At 33.7% G+C, this 18,152-nt stretch carries 17 protein-coding genes and 2 pseudogenes; 12 read left to right on the forward strand and 7 right to left on the reverse strand.

The window, feature by feature from the left end; genetic code table 11:
* Genes OPR30_RS05580 through ccmE form a run of 5 tightly spaced genes read left to right on the forward strand, consistent with a single transcriptional unit; the run spans nt 1 to nt 4,176 of the window.
* Complete coding sequence (locus OPR30_RS05580) at nt 1–1,443, forward strand: complex I subunit 4 family protein (protein WP_265030599.1); 1,443 nt, start codon at nt 1–3, stop codon at nt 1,441–1,443.
* The gene (locus tag OPR30_RS05585; protein ID WP_254230030.1) at nt 1,440–2,825 is read left to right on the forward strand and encodes an NADH-quinone oxidoreductase subunit N; all 1,386 of its coding nucleotides are present in this window, start codon (nt 1,440–1,442) and stop codon (nt 2,823–2,825) included. The genes OPR30_RS05580 and OPR30_RS05585 overlap by 4 nt, the downstream gene beginning before the upstream one ends.
* Before the next feature lie 4 nt (nt 2,826–2,829).
* Nucleotides 2,830–3,666: a biotin--[acetyl-CoA-carboxylase] ligase gene (locus OPR30_RS05590; protein WP_265030600.1), complete on the forward strand. Its 837-nt coding sequence runs from the start codon at nt 2,830–2,832 to the stop codon at nt 3,664–3,666.
* Complete coding sequence (locus tag OPR30_RS05595; protein ID WP_007302385.1) at nt 3,663–3,800, forward strand: CcmD-like small membrane protein; 138 nt, start codon at nt 3,663–3,665, stop codon at nt 3,798–3,800. Before OPR30_RS05590 ends, OPR30_RS05595 begins: the two co-directional genes overlap by 4 nt.
* Complete coding sequence (ccmE, locus tag OPR30_RS05600) at nt 3,784–4,176, forward strand: cytochrome c maturation protein CcmE (protein ID WP_265025211.1); 393 nt, start codon at nt 3,784–3,786, stop codon at nt 4,174–4,176. The genes OPR30_RS05595 and ccmE overlap by 17 nt, the downstream gene beginning before the upstream one ends.
* 75 nt (nt 4,177–4,251) lie before the next feature.
* Here the strand turns inward: ccmE and OPR30_RS05605 are convergent, their stop codons facing one another.
* The 4 genes and pseudogenes from OPR30_RS05605 to OPR30_RS05620 form a co-directional block, all read right to left on the reverse strand.
* Complete coding sequence (locus OPR30_RS05605) at nt 4,252–4,719, reverse strand: hypothetical protein (RefSeq protein ID WP_265030601.1); 468 nt, start codon at nt 4,717–4,719, stop codon at nt 4,252–4,254.
* Between the two features lie 95 nt (nt 4,720–4,814).
* Nucleotides 4,815–5,168 (reverse strand): hypothetical protein, encoded by a 354-nt coding sequence (locus OPR30_RS05610; protein WP_213863849.1) that lies wholly within the window; start codon nt 5,166–5,168, stop codon nt 4,815–4,817.
* A gap of 81 nt (nt 5,169–5,249) precedes the next feature.
* Nucleotides 5,250–6,731, reverse strand: a complete 1,482-nt coding sequence (locus tag OPR30_RS05615; protein ID WP_265030602.1) for a magnesium transporter — start codon at nt 6,729–6,731, stop codon at nt 5,250–5,252.
* A gap of 676 nt (nt 6,732–7,407) precedes the next feature.
* Nucleotides 7,408–7,595: pseudogene (locus OPR30_RS05620) on the reverse strand (IS1 family transposase); the annotation flags it as partial.
* A 94-nt stretch (nt 7,596–7,689) separates the two neighbouring features.
* Between OPR30_RS05620 and OPR30_RS06445 the strand changes: the two are divergent.
* Nucleotides 7,690–8,645, forward strand: a pseudogene (locus OPR30_RS06445) (IS5 family transposase).
* A 30-nt stretch (nt 8,646–8,675) separates the two neighbouring features.
* Here the strand turns inward: OPR30_RS06445 and OPR30_RS05635 are convergent.
* Complete coding sequence (locus tag OPR30_RS05635) at nt 8,676–9,383, reverse strand: hypothetical protein (RefSeq protein WP_265030603.1); 708 nt, start codon at nt 9,381–9,383, stop codon at nt 8,676–8,678.
* Nucleotides 9,384–9,553: 170 nt separating this feature from the next.
* On the opposite strand from OPR30_RS05635, the gene OPR30_RS05640 reads away from it, so the two are divergent.
* A complete protein-coding gene (locus OPR30_RS05640; protein WP_265030604.1) occupies nt 9,554–11,467 on the forward strand; it encodes an ATP-dependent helicase in 1,914 nt (637 codons plus the stop codon).
* Nucleotides 11,468–11,509: 42 nt separating this feature from the next.
* Here the strand turns inward: OPR30_RS05640 and OPR30_RS05645 are convergent, their stop codons facing one another.
* A complete protein-coding gene (locus tag OPR30_RS05645; RefSeq protein WP_265030605.1) occupies nt 11,510–12,256 on the reverse strand; it encodes an alpha/beta hydrolase in 747 nt (248 codons plus the stop codon).
* 1 nt (nt 12,257) lies between these two features.
* Complete coding sequence (locus OPR30_RS05650; protein WP_264374516.1) at nt 12,258–12,782, reverse strand: c-type cytochrome; 525 nt, start codon at nt 12,780–12,782, stop codon at nt 12,258–12,260.
* A 292-nt stretch (nt 12,783–13,074) separates the two neighbouring features.
* On the opposite strand from OPR30_RS05650, the gene ruvA reads away from it, so the two are divergent.
* The 5 genes from ruvA (at nt 13,075) to OPR30_RS05675 (ending at nt 18,063) form a co-directional block, all read left to right on the forward strand.
* Entirely contained in the window at nt 13,075–13,647 is a 573-nt protein-coding gene (gene ruvA, locus OPR30_RS05655; protein WP_264374517.1) for a Holliday junction branch migration protein RuvA, read from the forward strand.
* Nucleotides 13,644–14,633: a Holliday junction branch migration DNA helicase RuvB gene (gene ruvB / locus OPR30_RS05660; protein WP_007302374.1), complete on the forward strand. Its 990-nt coding sequence runs from the start codon at nt 13,644–13,646 to the stop codon at nt 14,631–14,633. Before ruvA ends, ruvB begins: the two co-directional genes overlap by 4 nt.
* A 268-nt stretch (nt 14,634–14,901) precedes the next feature.
* On the forward strand, nt 14,902–16,131 hold the full coding sequence (locus tag OPR30_RS05665) for a hypothetical protein (protein ID WP_265030606.1): 1,230 nt from the start codon (nt 14,902–14,904) through the stop codon (nt 16,129–16,131).
* A 238-nt stretch (nt 16,132–16,369) separates the two neighbouring features.
* Complete coding sequence (locus tag OPR30_RS05670) at nt 16,370–16,549, forward strand: hypothetical protein (RefSeq protein ID WP_264376136.1); 180 nt, start codon at nt 16,370–16,372, stop codon at nt 16,547–16,549.
* 26 nt (nt 16,550–16,575) lie between these two features.
* A complete protein-coding gene (locus OPR30_RS05675; protein ID WP_265030610.1) occupies nt 16,576–18,063 on the forward strand; it encodes a hypothetical protein in 1,488 nt (495 codons plus the stop codon).
* Nucleotides 18,064–18,152: the final 89 nt, after the last annotated feature.

The following is an 18,152-nucleotide window of genomic DNA, read 5'->3' on the forward strand; positions in this document are numbered from 1 at the left end:
GTGTTGTTACTTAGTATATTCTTGCTTCCACTGATAGGAGCGTTGATTTTACCCTTAATCAGGATTAATCATCAATCTATACACTTAAGATTTCTTGCCCTATTTTTTGCTGTACTTCCATTTTTGCTTAGCATTGTAGCTTGTATAGAATTTGATTATAACGATGCGGACTTTCAGTTTGTCAGCTACCCAATTAGAAATGTTGGAATAGGGATAGATGGTATATCATTGCTTTTCCTTCTGCTTACAACTTTCTTGTTTGTAATTTGTATACTCTACAACTGCAAAATGAATTATACGACCCTAAAAGCCTATATGGCATTGTTTCTACTGCTTGAGAGTTTTGTAGTCGGTTTTTTCGTTTCACTGAATGCTATAAGCTTTTATGTGTTTTTTGAAGCTGTTTTAATACCAATGTTCTTTATTATTGGCATCTGGGGAGGAAAACATAGGGTATATGCAACGTTTAAGTTGTTTCTTTATACATTAACTGGCTCATTATTATTCCTACTTGGATTGGTGTACATCTATAGCATTTTTGGAACGTTTAATATACAAAAATTAGCTACATTAGTGCCAAGCCTTGATCTTGAAGTGCAGTCATTGCTGTGGATTGCATTTTTTATTTCTTTTGCAATAAAAGTACCGATGTTTCCATTTCACACTTGGCTTCCTGATGCGCATGTGCAATCACCAACTTCTGGATCTGTGATTTTAGCTGGCTTGCTTATTAAAATGGGGGAATATGGATTTTTAAGGTTTTCTATTCCAATGCTTCCTCAGGCAAGTTTGTATTTTTCAAATTTTGTTGTTGTACTGAGCATTATTGCGGTGATATATGCTTCGCTAGTTGCGTTTGCTCAAGATGATATAAAGAAGTTAATAGCTTATTCTTCAATAGCACATATGGGGATCGTTACCGCTGGCCTCTTTTCATTTTGTGAGGAAGGAGTACTGGGTAGTATATTTCAAATGATTAGTCATGGCCTTATTTCTGCTGCTTTATTTTTATGTGTTGGAATGCTATATACTCGAACTGGGACTTTGGAGATTGCAAAATATTTTGGCATAGTAAACACAATGCCAAAATTTGGTTTTATGTTCATTTTATTTTCAATGGCTTCAATAGGGCTGCCTGGAACATCTGGGTTCGCAGGTGAGTTTTTGGCTATGGTTGGGATGTTTAAGAGCATAGGGTTTTTTACAGGATTTATCGCACTTGGCACTATTTTAAGCGCAGTTTATATGCTGAATTTATGTAAGCAAATAATATGGGGGGTTAGCTATTCTAAATTATTAAATAACCGTTTGGATAGCATAGAATTTTCTGTCTTAATTCTGCTTGCAGTGTTTGTTATTTTGCTTGGATTTTACCCAACCCTTGCACTGAATTATTTGAAGCCATGTATGGCAAATTTGTTAGTCAAATATAATGCGCTATGAATTATATACAGATATTGCCGGAAATGTTCTCTATTATCTCCTCGTTAGTGTTGCTACTGCTTGGGATTATATTTAACCGCAGAACTATCAACTTATTAGCACTTGGCTGCACAGTGGTAACTTTGATTATTTTAATTCTTTCGGCAGAAAACAATGAAATTTTTCTCTTTAATTCGTTGTTAAAACTCAATTTATACATCAGGTCAGCCCAAGGGTTAATTCTCAGCACAGGAATTTTAATACTTTTGATGCTGAATTTATCAAAATATGACTATAAATATGAATTTTCAATACTGATTCTTTTTGCACTGTTTGGCATGATAACTTTAGTTTCAGCAAATAGTCTGATTTCTTTTTACTTAGCTTTTGAGTTGATGAGTATATCTTTGTATGTTCTTGCGAGCTTTAATAAAGATTCGATTTATTCATGTGAAGCAGGAGTGAAATATTTTACACTTAGTGCACTATCTTCCTGCATTATGCTGTATGGAATGTCGCTGCTTTATGGATATACAGGACAAGTCAATTTCTCTGAGCTCGGTTCATTCTTGCAAAACCATCAGATAACTTATGGAATAGTTTTTGGGTTAGTTTTTATCCTTATTGGTTTGTGTTTCAAGCTTGCTATTGCTCCTTTTCATATGTGGGCTCCAGATGTCTATCAAGGTGCACCTACCATAGTAACTGCGTTTTTTTCTACGGCCCCAAAAGCTACACTTGTAACATTTTTAATTCGATTGATGAATGAAGAGTTAGTAAATGTAAAAAGTTATGTTCAGCCTATTTTCTTATACGTTTCAGCATTGTCTGTGCTTATCTCAGCTTTTGGGGCCTTGCGTCAGCAAAACTTAAAAAGGCTGCTTGCTTACAGTTCAATTGGTCACATTGGTTTTATATTTGCTTCACTTTCTATTTTTACACAAGCAGGAACAGATAGTGCCTTAATGTATTTGGTGATATATATCATCACAAGCATAGGGCTATTCTCATATCTCGTACAAATTGACGATGATGATTGTGATATTGCAAATTTATCTGGTATAGGAAAAAAGCAACCAATTTTAGCATTCCATCTTTCTATACTATTACTCTCGATGTCGGGAATACCTCCACTTGCAGGTTTTATCGCTAAATTTTTTATATTCAAAAGTTTAATAAATTCTGGCTTTATCAGCCTGTCTTTGATCCTTGTAATAGCGAGTGTGATATCATGCTACTATTATTTAAATATCATGAAAGTTATGTATTTTGATAAAGCTAGTGGTAATAAGGTTGCTTATTCTAGGGGTCTATTCATTATCACTTCAGTAGTTTCACTGATCAATCTCGTTCTTTTCTTGTATGTAGAAGATCTTGACTCACTCATTAAACTAAAGGGCTGACAAGGTGATCCTTGAAGGTTTTCGTATTTATCATTACAAAGAAGTTCCAAGTACTAATAAAGAAGCATTGGGTTTAATTGAGAAAGGGATATCTAATGAAACTATTATTATTGCCGATAAACAAGAAGAAGGCAGGGGACGCACTGGAAAAAGCTGGATTTCTCCAGAGGGTAATCTCTATGCGAGTTTGATAATTAACCAAGAAACGGATGTCAGCAAATTGACAGAATTGACTTTTGTGACTGCTCTTGCTGTTGGAAATACTTTATTATCGTTAAATTTCTTGAATAATCAAACCCACTGCGGTGTCATTCCAGTGCGTGACACTGGAATCCATACTTTTTCTTCTGGATCCCAGTGTCAAAGCACTGGGATGACAAGAGATCAATTCATAAACGATCTCAATCTTCAACATAAATGGCCAAATGACATTCTAATCGATGGCAAGAAAATAAGCGGAATATTGCTTGAAAAAAAATCCAATTCAAATTGGCTCATTATAGGAATTGGAATTAATGTCAATCATGCGCCACTTCCAGGCACAACGTGCATTAGCAATTACGGTGAATCTGTGTCTAACATGGATCTGTTAAAGGAATTAATAATAAATTTTAATAAGCTAAGAAAGCAATGGCTATTTGATGGGTTTTATGCTATAAGAGAAATGTGGTTAAAAAAAGCATTCAAAATGAATGAGCAAATCAGTGTAAAGTTAGCTGACAAATTGTATGAAGGAATTTTTGCTGATATAGATAAAAGTGGTAAATTGGTGTTGCAGCAAAAGGATGGAAGCTTAATTTATTTTGATGCAGGTGAGTTATTTATTGGCAGTGCATTATGAATACATATGTAATTTTTGCTTACCTTATTAGTTTCATACTGATTGGTGGAAATTTGATTTTTACCGTTTCTTGCTATACTAAAAGTAAAAAAATTCTAGAAAGCCTGAAAGATAATAATGAAGAAGAAACATAAGCGATTACTTATAACTTCAGGAATTTTCTGCTTTTTAAGTTGTGCAGTTTTTTTTATTTTAACAACGCTCAAAGAAAATATCTCATTTTTCTATACAGTAAGTGAAGCCATAGTCTTGCCAAATAATCAAAAGCCAATCCGTGTTGGTGGAATGGTTGTTGAAAAGAGCGTGATACGGAGCGAAAGCGAAGTGATTTTTCAAATGACAGATTTTAACAAAAGCGTTGTGGTGAAATATCAGGGAATACTTCCACCAATGTTTTCAGAAAAAAGTGGTGTTGTTGTGCAAGGTAAAATGTTTGATAATAGTACTTTTCTTGCAGATACGGTGTTTGCAAAACATGATGAGAACTATAAGCCGAAAGTCCTAAAATAGATTTCCTAATTCAGTTGTATTGAAATGGTATGTGAAAGAAAGCAACAGCTTGCTAGCAGGCTGTTACTTTCCTAACTACCACAATATATCAGAGTGAGCTGGTGCTTCCCATTCTACGTTATTATGGTCAATTATTGCTGCTTTTAATCCTTCAACTTCGCCCCTTAGGTGATCAAGTTCTTCTGCCCATGTTCTATAGTTTTGATTATTATCAATAAATCCATCCTGCTGAATTAACTTATTCAAATGAGATAAACCTTCGACCAAGTGTTGGTTCATATCAATAAACTCTCCTCTAAGTTGTGCTATGTTCTCCATAATTGAGACACGCAAGCCCGAAACAAACTTCTCGTTTAAATCGCAGACTAACTTATCCATAACTTGATAGACGTAATGAATTGTTGCAATTTTATCTTCAATGTCCTCAAAGTTTGTGGGCTTAACTTCAACTTCTATATTGTCTATTTCTTTAAACTTGAAAGCGCTCATTTGGTTTATTGCTTCAAAGTTATTTTCGCTTTCTTGTTTACTGTTGTTACTCATGTTAGCTCCATAAAATTTTAAAATCAACTCAGTTACACTGAAATAGCATGTAAAAAGAGTAACAGCCTGCTAGCAAGCTGTTACTTTCCTAACTACTAGAGTATATCAGGATGGGTTGGTGCTTCCTCAGGTAATATACTATCTAATTTAGCTGTTAAATCTGCTAGATCTTTTTGTAATCCTTTACTTGTGTCGCCTATAATATCTTGCAAACTTACGACTTTATCTTGCTCTTGTTTTAACATAATATTTAACTTATTAATAAATTTTTCATTAATATTATTAGCTAATTCATCAAATGCTTTTTTAACAGTATCACCACTAACCGCTTTTTTTAAGTCCTGTATATTCTTACCAGTACCTGTCTTAAGTGTAACAAGACCAAGAGCGCTTATAAGTTGTTCTTCATTATTAGCACTTTGTAAAAGGTTTTGTGAGTTCTTACTCATATAAATTACCTCCATAAATTATTAAAGTTTAAATTATTTTTTAGTTTCACATGCACACTGTTAATTTATCAATATCCAAGTTCACAATAAATTATCTATTATTGCAAACTCAGTATTCATATCTTGAAAAACGTAAGTTGATGGATGTGCATCATTCCAATTTGCTTCACTCTCCTCAGGAATCATTCGGTCAACCTTATCCAGAAGCTCTTTCATTTTTTCATTTTGCTCGTCAAGTTTCCCTTTTAATGCATCAATGATAGCATTGGACTGATCTTTACTGCCAAGATTACCAATCACAGACATGACTTTCTCATGAGGCAGTTTGTGAATAATATCTTTCAGCTCTTCTGCACCTAAGTTATCCAAAAGTTCTTTAAACTGCTCATTAGACATACTATGAGCAAAAGCTTGAAGTTTTTCTGGTTTGTCAACTAAAGACTTAATAACCATCTGAATCTTATTAGGATCAGTTAAATCTCGAGCTACTATTGCAAGTTTCTCGTGGTCTAGCTTATTAATTAAATTATGTAATGTATCTTCTTCTAAAGTTTTTACTAAGATTGGAAGTTTATTTTTCAACGCGTCGTCCAAAATAGTGTTTATCATTTTCTCATTTGCATTTTTTATTAGTTCTACAAACTGGTCATTACTCATTGTCTTGATCATCATCTCGAACTGATCCATTTTAAGGTGAGGGAAAATTTGTTTTACTTGATCTAGGTTAAAGTCTTTTACTAAGTTCGTAACCTGATCCTTATTTAATAAGGGGACTATTATTCCTAACTTTTTTGAATCCAATGTGTGAGTAAGGGCTTGTAATTGATGATTGGTTAAATGATCCACTAAAGCTAGAAATTGTCCATCTGTTAAGTTCTCTGCTAAAACCTGTAGTTGTTTATTTGTTAAGCTCTTTGCTAAAATCTGTAATTTCTCATTATTAAGAATATCGGCAAGAGTCTCTAACTGATTTCCTGTTAAGTTCTTAAAAAAAGTTTTGGCGAACTCATTTGATATTAGTACACTCTTTGGTATCTTAGACGATGTTATATCTTCTATCACCTTTGCTGTATCATGGTGTGGCATACTGTATTGTAATATCTTGTTGTCAGGCGAATCGATTATGTTTCCTTCCTTATCTGAAAAATAATATTTATCGTCACCAAGACCTGATTCCTCCCATGTTAAATATTTGTACCTCAATTCTTCACCTATAAAATCATGATAACCAGTGTTATCTCTTAGGCCCCAATTTAATGATAGTTTAACTAATCTATCATTGTCATATGCAAATGAATTACTGTTCTTATAATAACCAGGTTGATCATCTCGAATATATCTGTTTTGTTTTTCTTCTACGCAATACATTCCGAATCTATCAAGAAAATCGCTACAGAATTTTATAGATAATTCTAGCGTATCGTCTTCTTCGCTTAGCGGTATAAGCTTGACTTCTTTCATAGATTGAGGATCTTCAATGTTAGAATACGTTTCATATCCACTAGATCCGCATGAAAATTGCTGTCCAGGTACCATCTTAAAGACATGTTTTTTTCCACTCATAAGTATTATCTAATAAATTTAATTATAGCTATTCTAGCATTTACTGATTAATTTATAATTAAATTAGCATGTATTGGAGTCATAATAACAAATATCACTAGAAAATTAGTATAAAACCCCGATAGAATAAATAGGCTGGCTTTATGGTATGTTGCAACCTATATTGGTGGACCCTACAATACTTTTGAACTTGTTCTCTGTTGCTTTATGTAAGATGGTTAAAAATACTTAAAATAGACACATTTTTGGTAACTTTACTTAACATAAAAAGCCCTATACGTTTGAGAATTTGAGAGAAATTCAAGATAAAAAAGAGCTGGTAGTGAGTAAAGTAAACAAAAAATTCTCTACTAATACTGCAGTAGATAAAAATTCTAGAAAACGTATAAAAATATCTTGCATTCCTAATTTCCCTGATTACGATATGCTAACCCTATAATGGTAGGTTTAACACAAATTAATAATACGGAACCTTATGTCAATAATACTACATACCAAAGGAGAAGTTCATTCACAAAATAATCAGCTGTCAGCACAAAAACAGTTAAAGCAAGAATTTAGCTTAAGGCGCTTCAAACATTTATTGAACTGAGTGAGTTTTTATCACTTTCTAAAGACTCATTTGAACATAAATACAGTGCTCTTTATACACAAATCAAAAAGAGAGAGCTCTACCTTAAAACTTTGGTAGTGCCCCACAGTTCATGAAATAAACATTTGATTGTAATAAGTTCCAAATAGCACTATGTGGTTGGCTAGTTTTTTAGAAAATGACAAGGTTTTTCTGACTAAAGGACTGATTCTCTGCCTCATTGTACAGTTAAATCGCTCAATGTGGTTTGTGAGTCCATAATCTTTTGGAACTTACAACCCGAAAGGGCTTTGTTGCATGGCTCAAGTAAAAAAAACTGGAAGTTACTGACAGAAATCATTATAAAACAGGTATTTAACCACCAATATGCCAGTCAAAATGAAGGTCAGTAACTGCTACGAATATAACAAATTTCTTCAAAAAAGAGGAAATGTTTTTCATTTTGTTAATCAAGCCATAGAAAATTGGTATGAAAATAGTCCAAAAGTTGCAGGTGGCAATAACATTTATAGTGATAAAGTTGTAATTTTGATACATATAGTAGTCCATTTTTTTAGGATTGGCTTAAGACAAGCAGTTGGTTTCGTAAAAGGTTGTATAGAGCAAATGGGAAAAGACCTCAAAGTCATTAGCTATACTCAAGCTTCTAGAAGATTCAAAAAGCTTAACTTGAAAATTGATGATTGTAGAATTGATAAAAATGGTATGGAAAACATTGAAATAGCTATAGATAGCACCAGTATTTGTATCTATAACAACACCCATCAACGTAATAAAGAAAATGCAAAAGTAAGAAAATATAATGGATATGATCAAGTAAGAAAGTTACATATTATTTTAAGTATAAATAATAAAAAAGTTATAGATATGAAGTACACTAATGGTACTACACTTGATTATCATGCGATATGTTAAAGGGAACAGTAGATAAATATAATATTTCATCTGTTCGCGCAGATGCAGCTTATGATAAAGCTAGTATGTATAAAGTGTGTAAAGGACATAATATAAAACCAATCATTCGACCAATAAAAGGTGCGAAAATCTATGAGAAAATTGATTATCAATTAGAAAGAAATAGCAACATTAATGTGATTAAATTATGTGAAAACTATGAGAACGGTATAAAGAAATGGACACAAGAAACAAAATATGGACTAAGATCCTTTGTTGAATGTTTTTTCTATAGGTTGAAAAAAACGTTTGGGTTTAGTCTCAAGAATAAATCTGAAATAAATCGTGAAAAAGAACTACTAATTAAGTGCTATTTGCTTAATAAATTTACTGATATAGGTATGGCTAAGTTCGAATTAGCTGCATGAATTTACTGTACCTACCTGCCTTATCAGGAGCTATGCAACAAAGCCATACATACCTGCATTATCATAAGGGTTTTGCAGTTCGTGAGAGGTTGTTTGTAATTGGCCACTATTCATATCTATTTTAGTGCCAGCTGAAGGAACAGCTAATCCTTCTGTTCCTTCACGCTTTAGTGGTTTACAGCCTCCTGGTGTAGGTTGGGTGCCTTGTAAATCATTCTCAGTATCGCCTGAAAAAGATTCCTTAGATTGCAAACTTACTTCTGCAAGTGCTGTTGTTTTAAGATTTTGATCTTGTGTTATAATGCCTTTTATAAATTCGTTGGTTTCTTCAGTCATTTTTATTTGCACCTTTTCAGCAAAATATCTGACCAATACAATATGACTTTTCATCCTATTTGACGCTCTAGATTTATCCTCATCAACATACGATTTTAACTCCTTTATAATCTCTTCAGGATTATTAAAATGCTTAGTTAGGTATTTGATAAATTTGAGGTCTGTTTCCGTATCACTTTTTAACCTCTTTTTATTTTTATCCTCTAATTCTTCGAGTTCTTTTTCTAACTCACTGATCTCTTTTTTTAACTCCTCTATAGCCTTGTGAAACTCCAGAGATATCAAGTGATCGATCCAGCTATACCAGTCATATTCAGATTTATCCTCTGATAGCTCATTGTGGTCTGCAAAACGCACTTTTCTTTGTTGCAATTGTTCTTGATCATTTGAATTAGCAAACATATTTATTGCCTATTTAATATTATTAGTATGTATTTCAATATTACCTAAAATTTTAACATTTGTCAATCCAGGCACCTACTGTTTGAAATAAACTGGAAGCAAGCAACAAAAACTTTACAGAGCGCAAGTAGTAAGATTAACTTACTGCAGCTATAATTTATAGGGCTACAATGAACGATTATCTCTCACTGTTAAATCCAGAGCAACAATTAGCTGTAACTAACTTAAATGGGCCAATTTTGATACTGGCAGGGGCGGGAACGGGAAAAACAAGAACGATTACTTCAAGAATAGCGCACATAATTAGAAACGGTCACGCTTATTCTGATGAAATATTAGCAGTTACATTCACGAACAAAGCAGCAAATGAAATGATATCAAGAGTGCTTGAACTCACGGGCACAAACATACCATGGCTTGGCACTTTCCATGCAATTGCAGCAAAAATTCTACGTCATCATGCTGAAGTCGTGGGGCTAAATTCCAATTTTACAATTATTGGTGTGGATGACCAATTACAGGTAATAAAAAACATCATGAATGAAATCAGCCCTGATTACCTATCAGAAAAATGTAAGACCATTATGAATATCATCCAGCAGTGGAAAGAGAAGTGTTTATTGCCGTCTGAAGTGGAAGATGTTCAATCATTTAGGCCAGTTTACGTAACTGCACTTAAAGTCTATTACCAGTATCAGGAAAGGTTAAAATTCCTTAACTCTGTTGATTTTGGTGACTTATTGTTATATAACATACAACTTTTTAATCAAAAGACCGAGGTTCTGTTCTACTACCAAAACAAGTTTAAATATATTATGGTAGATGAATATCAAGATACAAATGCAATACAATATCTTTGGCTAAAATACCTTGCAAAAGAGCACTCAAATATTTGTTGTGTAGGAGATGACGATCAATCGATATACAGTTGGCGTGGTGCAGAAGTTGAAAATATTTTGAAATTTTCCGATGATTTTAAAAATGCAAAAACCGTTAAACTGGAGTGTAACTACAGGTCAACATCCCACATACTTGCAACTGCATCATATGTTATCAATCACAATAAGACTCGCTTAGAAAAAAAGTTGTGGACAACAAACATTGAAGGGGAAAAGGTAAATCTAATAAAATTATGGGACGGGAAAGCTGAAGCAAGGTTCATAAGCGAACAGATATTAAAGCTCAATAAATACAGATTTAGTGACATTGCAGTGCTCGTAAGAGCGACTTTTCAAACTAGAGTGCTCGAAGAGTATTTTATAAAATATTCAATTCCCTATAAGATTATAAGTGGCGTAAAATTCTACGAACGTCAAGAAGTAAGGGATATAATTGCATATTTGAGGCTTGTTACAAATAATAATGATGATCTCGCTTTTGAAAGGATCGTAAATCGTCCAAAAAGAAGCATAGGAACTACAACTCTAAAGAAGATATACACAACTGCTCAGGACAACAGCACTTCTTTTTTTAAAGCAGCAAAAATATTAGTTGATGGTAATCAAGTGACTGAGAGAATTAAACTCTCACTAAATGATTTTTTAAATAAAATTAAAGCTTGGGAAGAAATAGTAAGCGTAAAACCACTGCATGAATTCGTTAAAATCGTAGCAAATCAATCAGGATATATGGAAATGCTTGAGAATGAAGGAGTGACGGGTTTAGCGCGAATAGAAAATGTTAAAGAGCTCATTTCATCTTTGAAGAATTTTGACAACGCTATAACCTTCTTAGAGCACATTAGCCTGGTGATGGAAGTGGATAATATGAATAGCGATGACACTGTATATGTTATGACTCTTCATGCAGCTAAAGGACTTGAATTTCCGTGTGTGTTTTTACCTGGTTGGGAAGAAGGATTATTTCCTCATCAAAGATCTTTTGAAGATAAAAGTGGTAAAGCTTTAGAAGAAGAGAGAAGACTTGCATATGTTGGCATAACTAGAGCAAAAGAAAGGTTGATCATTTCATGTGCAGATAGGAGGGAAATTAATAATCAGTGGCAACCAATGCGCACTTCTCGATTTATTAAAGAATTGCCAAGAGAAAATGTTGAGGTGATCAAGAATAGTGCCTACTGTTGAAGCTATAACTGCAGCTCTTACGACAAACACATCTGAATTACTTCAATTATATATTTCTCCTGGCAAAAATTCTCTGATGGTCTTAAATAAAATTTTCAGTGAATGATTATCAGACATGTTGTGTTCTGCTGATTTTATTAAGTGTACTTCAACGTCTGTTGACTTAATTTTTTCAGCTAAATTCAATGAAGTTTGATAAGGAACATCTTTATCATTAATGCTATGCAATAAGCGCACAGGACAGTTTATATCTATTGCTTCTCTGTTTAAAAGAAGGTTCTTTCTACCGTCTTCGATCAGATTTTTAGTTATTTTGTATGCACAATGCTCCGAAGTAAAATCTATTACACCTTTAGAACCTAGTTCTTCTTTTTGCTTGCCTGACAATTGCTTGAATATCAAATCTTCAGTAAAATCAGGAGCAGACGATATGCCGATTAATGCTGCAATTTTTTCTGGAAATTGAAGAGCAGTGAGCAGCATCAGCCATCCTCCCATACTTGAACCTATAATTATTTGTTTATTGCTAGTTAATTCACTTATCACTTTAGCACAATTTTTTTGCCAATCACTTATTGTATAATCAGCAAAATCACCGCTTGAATTACCATGGCCAAAATAATCAAAGAGCACAAGTGCTATATCATTTTCTTGGCAAAATTTGTAAACGGCAGTTGCTTTAGTTCCATCCATATTGGATGCAAACCCACCAAAGAAAACTATAGAAGCTTTTTTTCCTTGTAGCTTTCGATATGCTATATTTCCATCGAGTAATTTACAATAATTCATACTACTTTGGCAAGGCAACCGGACTATCGCTCATCGAACGCAAATAGCTGACTAGATCTGCAATCTCTTGTGGATTGGAAATGCCTGCAAATGCCATACGTGTACCTTTTATGTAGGCTTTTGGATTTTTTAAAAAAGCAAATAATTCCTCATACTCCCATTTCCCACCTTTTTCAAGTAGTGCTTTTGAGTAATTGAATGAGCTGCTAAGATGGGCCTTTTTATTTCCAACCACGTTCCATAAGTTTGGCCCTACTTTATTCATTCCACCTTTCTCAAAACTATGACAAGCTATACATTTTTTTGCTGCTGACTTCCCCTTTTCAAAGCTAGCATTTTGCATGAGCTCCCCAATATCAAGTGCCACTTGTTCAATCTTTTGCTGAGGCTCATTGCTGGCTGCTACTATTGTTTGGTGTTCAATTTTATAATCCTCTGGGTTATAGAACATATCAACTACATTACTAACTATCATAATTATTAATCCAGAAAGTAAAATCGATGCTGCAATCTTATTAAGCTCCATAGTTAATTCTTATCAAGTAATGTTACTTAAATTATGCAAATATTTTCGCAAACAGCAAACAATTACCTTTATTCTACCAAAGATAGAAATTTCTATTACTTAGTTAATAGACCGCAATTCTGCTGCTGAAGTAACTCCGTGGTCCAGTCACATACTGGTCCGGAATAATATATTCAAATAGATTTCCTGCAAACCTGTCTAAAATGATTGAAACTGGAACCACTTCTATAATGTTCGTTTGCTTGACCTAAGATTCAGTAGCATTTAAACTGAATTTTATAAAGTACTAGAAATGATAGGAAATCTAAGAGGAATAGTTGATGAGGTGTGTAGCGATCACATAATCCTGAATGTGAATGATGTTGGCTACATAGTATATCTTTCAGCCAAAACTTTAAGTGCTTGTTCGATTGGAAGTAGAGTAAAATTACTTATCGACACTTATGCAAATAGCAGAGAAAACGTTACTCAGCTATATGGCTTTATAAGTAAAGAAGAACAGCAGTGTCTGCGTTTATTAGTTAAAGTGAGCGGTGTCAGCTATAAAACCGCAATGTCAATTTTGAGCAAATTAACTCCAGAGCAACTGTTTTTGGCAATTATAAATGAGAATAAACTAGCACTTAAGGTGAGTGGACTTGGCCTGAAACTCATAAATCGAATTATTACTGAGCTGAATGGCAAAGTAAGTAAATTAGAGATAAATAACAATCATTTTCACTCAATTAGTGAAGATGCTCTTTCAGCTTTGATCAATCTTGGATATGAAAGAACAAAAGCTTATGATACAATAAAAAAAATAGAAGATGAATCACCAAACTTGGACACTAAAGATATTATTCGTATGGCGCTTAAAACAATATGAAGTCAATATCATGTAGTAAGGAATACTCTGAAGATGTACGTAATTTAAATATCAGGCCTGAGCAACTTGATGATTTTGTCGGGCAAAAAGACTTAATACAAAATTTAAAAGTGTTTATAAATGCTGCACAGACGAGAGCTGAAGCTTTGGATCACGTATTGCTCTATGGTCCTCCAGGGCTTGGTAAAACAACTTTAGCACAAATTGTCTCTAAGGAATTAAGGGTTAGCTTTCGTGCAACTTCTGGTCCATTGCTTAGTAAAGCTGGGGACTTAGCTGCAGTGCTCACTACTTTAAATGCAAAAGATGTTCTATTTATCGATGAGATCCATAGATTAAATCGTAGCATTGAGGAAGTTTTATATACTGCTATGGAAGATTTTTGCCTAGATATACTAGTAGGTGAGGGCCCATCTACCAGAACTTTAAGAATAGATTTACCACCATTTACACTGATTGGGGCAACAACACGGCTTGGACTGCTTTCTGCACCGCTGAGGGATCGTTTTGGTATTCCCCTGCATCTTGAGTTTTATTCTTTTGAGGAACTGGTTGATATTATAAAAAGAGGTGCAAGAGTTCTTTGTGCTGAAATCGAAAAGGATGCTGTGCAGGAAATTGCCTGCCGCGCCCGTGGTACTCCAAGAATTGCTTTGAGATTACTCAGAAGAATAAGAGATTTTGTTGAAGTAAAAGATGATAAAAAAATTACCTGTGAAATTGCCGGTTCTGCACTATCAAAATTGGGTATAGATAAAATGGGACTAAATAAATTAGATATGGATTATCTGAGATTTTTGTTTAACACCTCAGGACCTGTTGGAATTGACACCATATCTATTGCACTATCTGAAGATGTTGGCAATATTGAAGAAACAGTAGAACCTTATTTAATCAAGGTCAGTTTCGTAAAGCGCACACCAAGAGGACGTGTTTTAACTGATCAAGCAAGGGAATATCTCAGCATTAATTCAGTGGTATGCTAGTATTATACTATATTTTATAACATTGTATAGTATTACACTAAACATTATAATATTCTCTTATTATATGATTTGCAGGTGTTTTAGAGGCAAATAAGAAAGTCTTCTGCTATAGTGAATATGTTCTTGAAAAATTACGTAATATATGCTAGCCTATATATAGGATAAATGTAAAAATATCAATAAGTTACTGATATTTTTTAAGATTAATACTTATTAAATACTTCATATTGTAAGATTGAGTTATTGTGTTTTATAGACTTAAGATAAAATGGTAAAAAGCTTTCTAAACAATTATAGAAACAGTAATTCAATTAATGGAGAAAAAGCAATGAAAAATTTTTTAATCAATAACAACGAAGAGGACGGTAGCTCAATCTTCATTAGTCGAATCAGGGAGCAAGATCTCTCTGCAGAGCAGAAGGTCAATGAATTAAAAGGATTCATGGAGGAGCTTGCTAGGAAAGCTGAGCTCAAGAGAATAGAGCTTGAGCGTCAGGCTGCGAGTTGTATTGATGAAACATTATCTCAAGTAGAGCTACAGATACAAGATAATGAGGATTACTTTACTGATAATAATCAAGGGGTATTCGCAAATTTCTTTGAATCCCTCTTTAATCTTTTTGAAGTAAATGTAGATCCGAAAGTCTATAAAATGCTCAAGGAGAAGAAAGAGAAAAATCTGCTTCTTTCGATAATTAATTTTTTGCGTGATAAGCTTAAGGAATTAGTTAAAAAGATCTTCAAAAAAGATTTAGACTTAAGTTGGGATAAAAGGCTAGACAAAGAGATAAAAGAATTGCAGGAGAAATTACTCAGTGGTGGGTTATCTCCGGAAGAGGAAATAGCAATACTCGAACGTTTGCAAGCGTTGCAAAATTTAAAATTGAAGCTTCAAACTTTTCTCGTGGGCTCAGTCATTGCAATGTTTGCAGAAATTTTTGCAGTTGATTTAGCAGCAGTAGTAGAGCAAGATGTAACTGAGGAAAAAAGAGACAAAAAAGCAGAAAAAACAGAATCAAAAGAAGTTCGTCAAGAAATAGAAACAAAAGTGAATGAAGTCGCGCCAGTTCACCTTTTTAATTTTTCATCCAAAGTTCCAATGCCAATTGTTCTAGGCAAGCAAGAACGTGCTCTTTTACCAAAGCCTGTAGAAAAATTAGTAGACACTCTACCTAAACCTGTTATAAGTGACAAAAATAGTGAAGTACAAAAACTGGAAAAAATGAATAAAGAAAAGAAAGAAGCAAAAGAAGAGAAAAATGAAAAACCAAAATTAGCTGTCTGTCCACCTGCTCCACAGCAAAAGGAACACAGGAGAGTTACAAGACAACGAGATCGTGATACAATGAGAACAAAGAAAAAGCTAAATAAATCTTCCTGCGAGAGAAAGCTTGGTGATCAGCAAAAGTCTAATGCTGCTGTGGAATTGCCAGGAGGATTAACTGATGGTGTAAGAGTTGAAAACCATGCTTCTTCAGTCAAAGAGAGAGGTGTGTAAAGGTTCTCTCTCTTTTTGTCATTCCAGACTGGTTTTTTATCTGGATTCCAGTTTCAAGTGCTGGAATGACATGGCGGACAAGTAGCCTCTTTTGTCATTCAAGTAGCCCTCTGATGTCATCCCAGTCTGGAATCCAGGAGTATAAAAATGGTGAATAAAATTTATGTAAAAAAACTGCTTGTGCTAATAATTGATTCTTAATATACTGATTACATAATAATTTAATTCGGAGGCTAATATGCATGGTAATAATGATCCAAATAAAAAAGTACCTGATTCAGGGAGAACAAGGATTTATAAAAAAGATTTAGATCTAAATAGGATAGATAACTTCAGCGATATGATTAAGCGTGAACAAGAACGAATGAAGCAAAATCAATCCAGTAGTAGTAAAAGTGGTCAGGGTAGCAGTAAATAATTATATTAGTTTAAGGGGGTGGCGTTATGCCTAATAAAAGTGAAATAAATCGAGAATTAGTAAAAGCATTTAATAGTATTCTTCATTTTAATGATAAAGCTTTTACTAATTGTACTGTAGACGGTACTTTTTCTTACAAAGAAGATCATATTGTTATCTTGTTTGATAAAAATATGACTATTAATCAGCGCAAGGAGTACTTGAAAAGTGTGAAAGAAAAAGTAATAGAAAGATTTTGTCCGGATCCAACTATTCTTGATGATATTTTTTATACAAAATTTTTTCCTTTTAGCTCTGATCAAGGGAACTGGCCTGAAGATAATAAATTTTTGGTGCCAATTAGGAAAGAGGTGGTTTCTAATCTAAAGTTTTTACTAGCTAATGAAATTGCGCGATTTGCAACCTCTAATATTATAGATCAAAAAAAAGAAGACAAAAAATCGGAACTAGGTTGTGAGGATCTATCAGATGATATAGAGAAGGAGATAGAAGAACATGTAGATGATAATATAATTGATGCAGTCTTTGATAAGGGATCTTATCTATATGGTGCGAAGTGTGTTGATAGAAATTTGCAACGTTCTTTTGTAAATGTGCTTTCATCGAGGATAACAGATTATGAAAATGGTCCTAAAAAAGCTAAGGATTTTTTAGAAGAGAAAGGGGATTATGTATATCTAAAGAAAAGCATTTTTGATAATCCTAAGCTTGTTAAAGACATAGTAAAGGATATAGTATCTCTGACATGCCGTTGTTTTGATACTCCAAATACCGAGGATGAAATGAATAAAACTCTGAAGTTCGCAGTTGTTGATTTAATTTGTAAGGCACTACCGCACCTACCAATTGATTCTATGTGGCATACTTCCCATAAAGAAAGTGAAGATGAGTATTCAATTTTGGCTCCTGTTATTGATTATGATAATTACATAGAGTTTTTAAATGAAAAAGAAGTTGATCATATTAATAATAAGGTGTTTGGTGGTACAAAAGTATTGCGTGATGTAAAAGATGATATTGCAGAAAGAGGTCTTCCAACATATGGTGACGGACGAATATATGCAATAGACTTTTTTAACCCAGAGATTGCTTACTGTGTGATGGATAAGATCATGAAAACCTCTGTAATCAATGAGGATTATAAACTGTCCATTGATCCTGCGCGTGTACCAGCTATGAAACCACAAACTCTTGCCCCTTCTGAAGAAAAAGTAGGGACAGATGGACCAAGTGCAGATAGTGGTTTTGGTGGTTCACCTAAGAATTCAGTTATAGGTAAATCACATAATGGAAACTCAAGCAAATTCCTTGGCCTCAATTACTATGATGAAGATGCACAAAGAATTAAAGATGATAATTCGGCTAAGGATAGTGGCATTTGCGCTTCTTCAGCACGATCTTCTTTTAATAAGCCCAAAACAACATTTAACCAACCGTCTGTATCACAACCTGACCAGCATTCTGCAAAAAAGCAGACATCAACTAGTAAAAAATCAGATTGCTGTATTTTATAGCTAAAGGAAATTAGGCTATTCAAAGATGAATTGTGAATGAAAGGTTATGTATCCGTTTAGATGCATGTGAGACCAGTGCTTTCTTTCTT

It is taken from the genome of Wolbachia endosymbiont (group B) of Athalia cordata (assembly GCF_947251845.1).
In the GTDB taxonomy this organism is placed as follows: Bacteria; Pseudomonadota; Alphaproteobacteria; order Rickettsiales; family Anaplasmataceae; genus Wolbachia.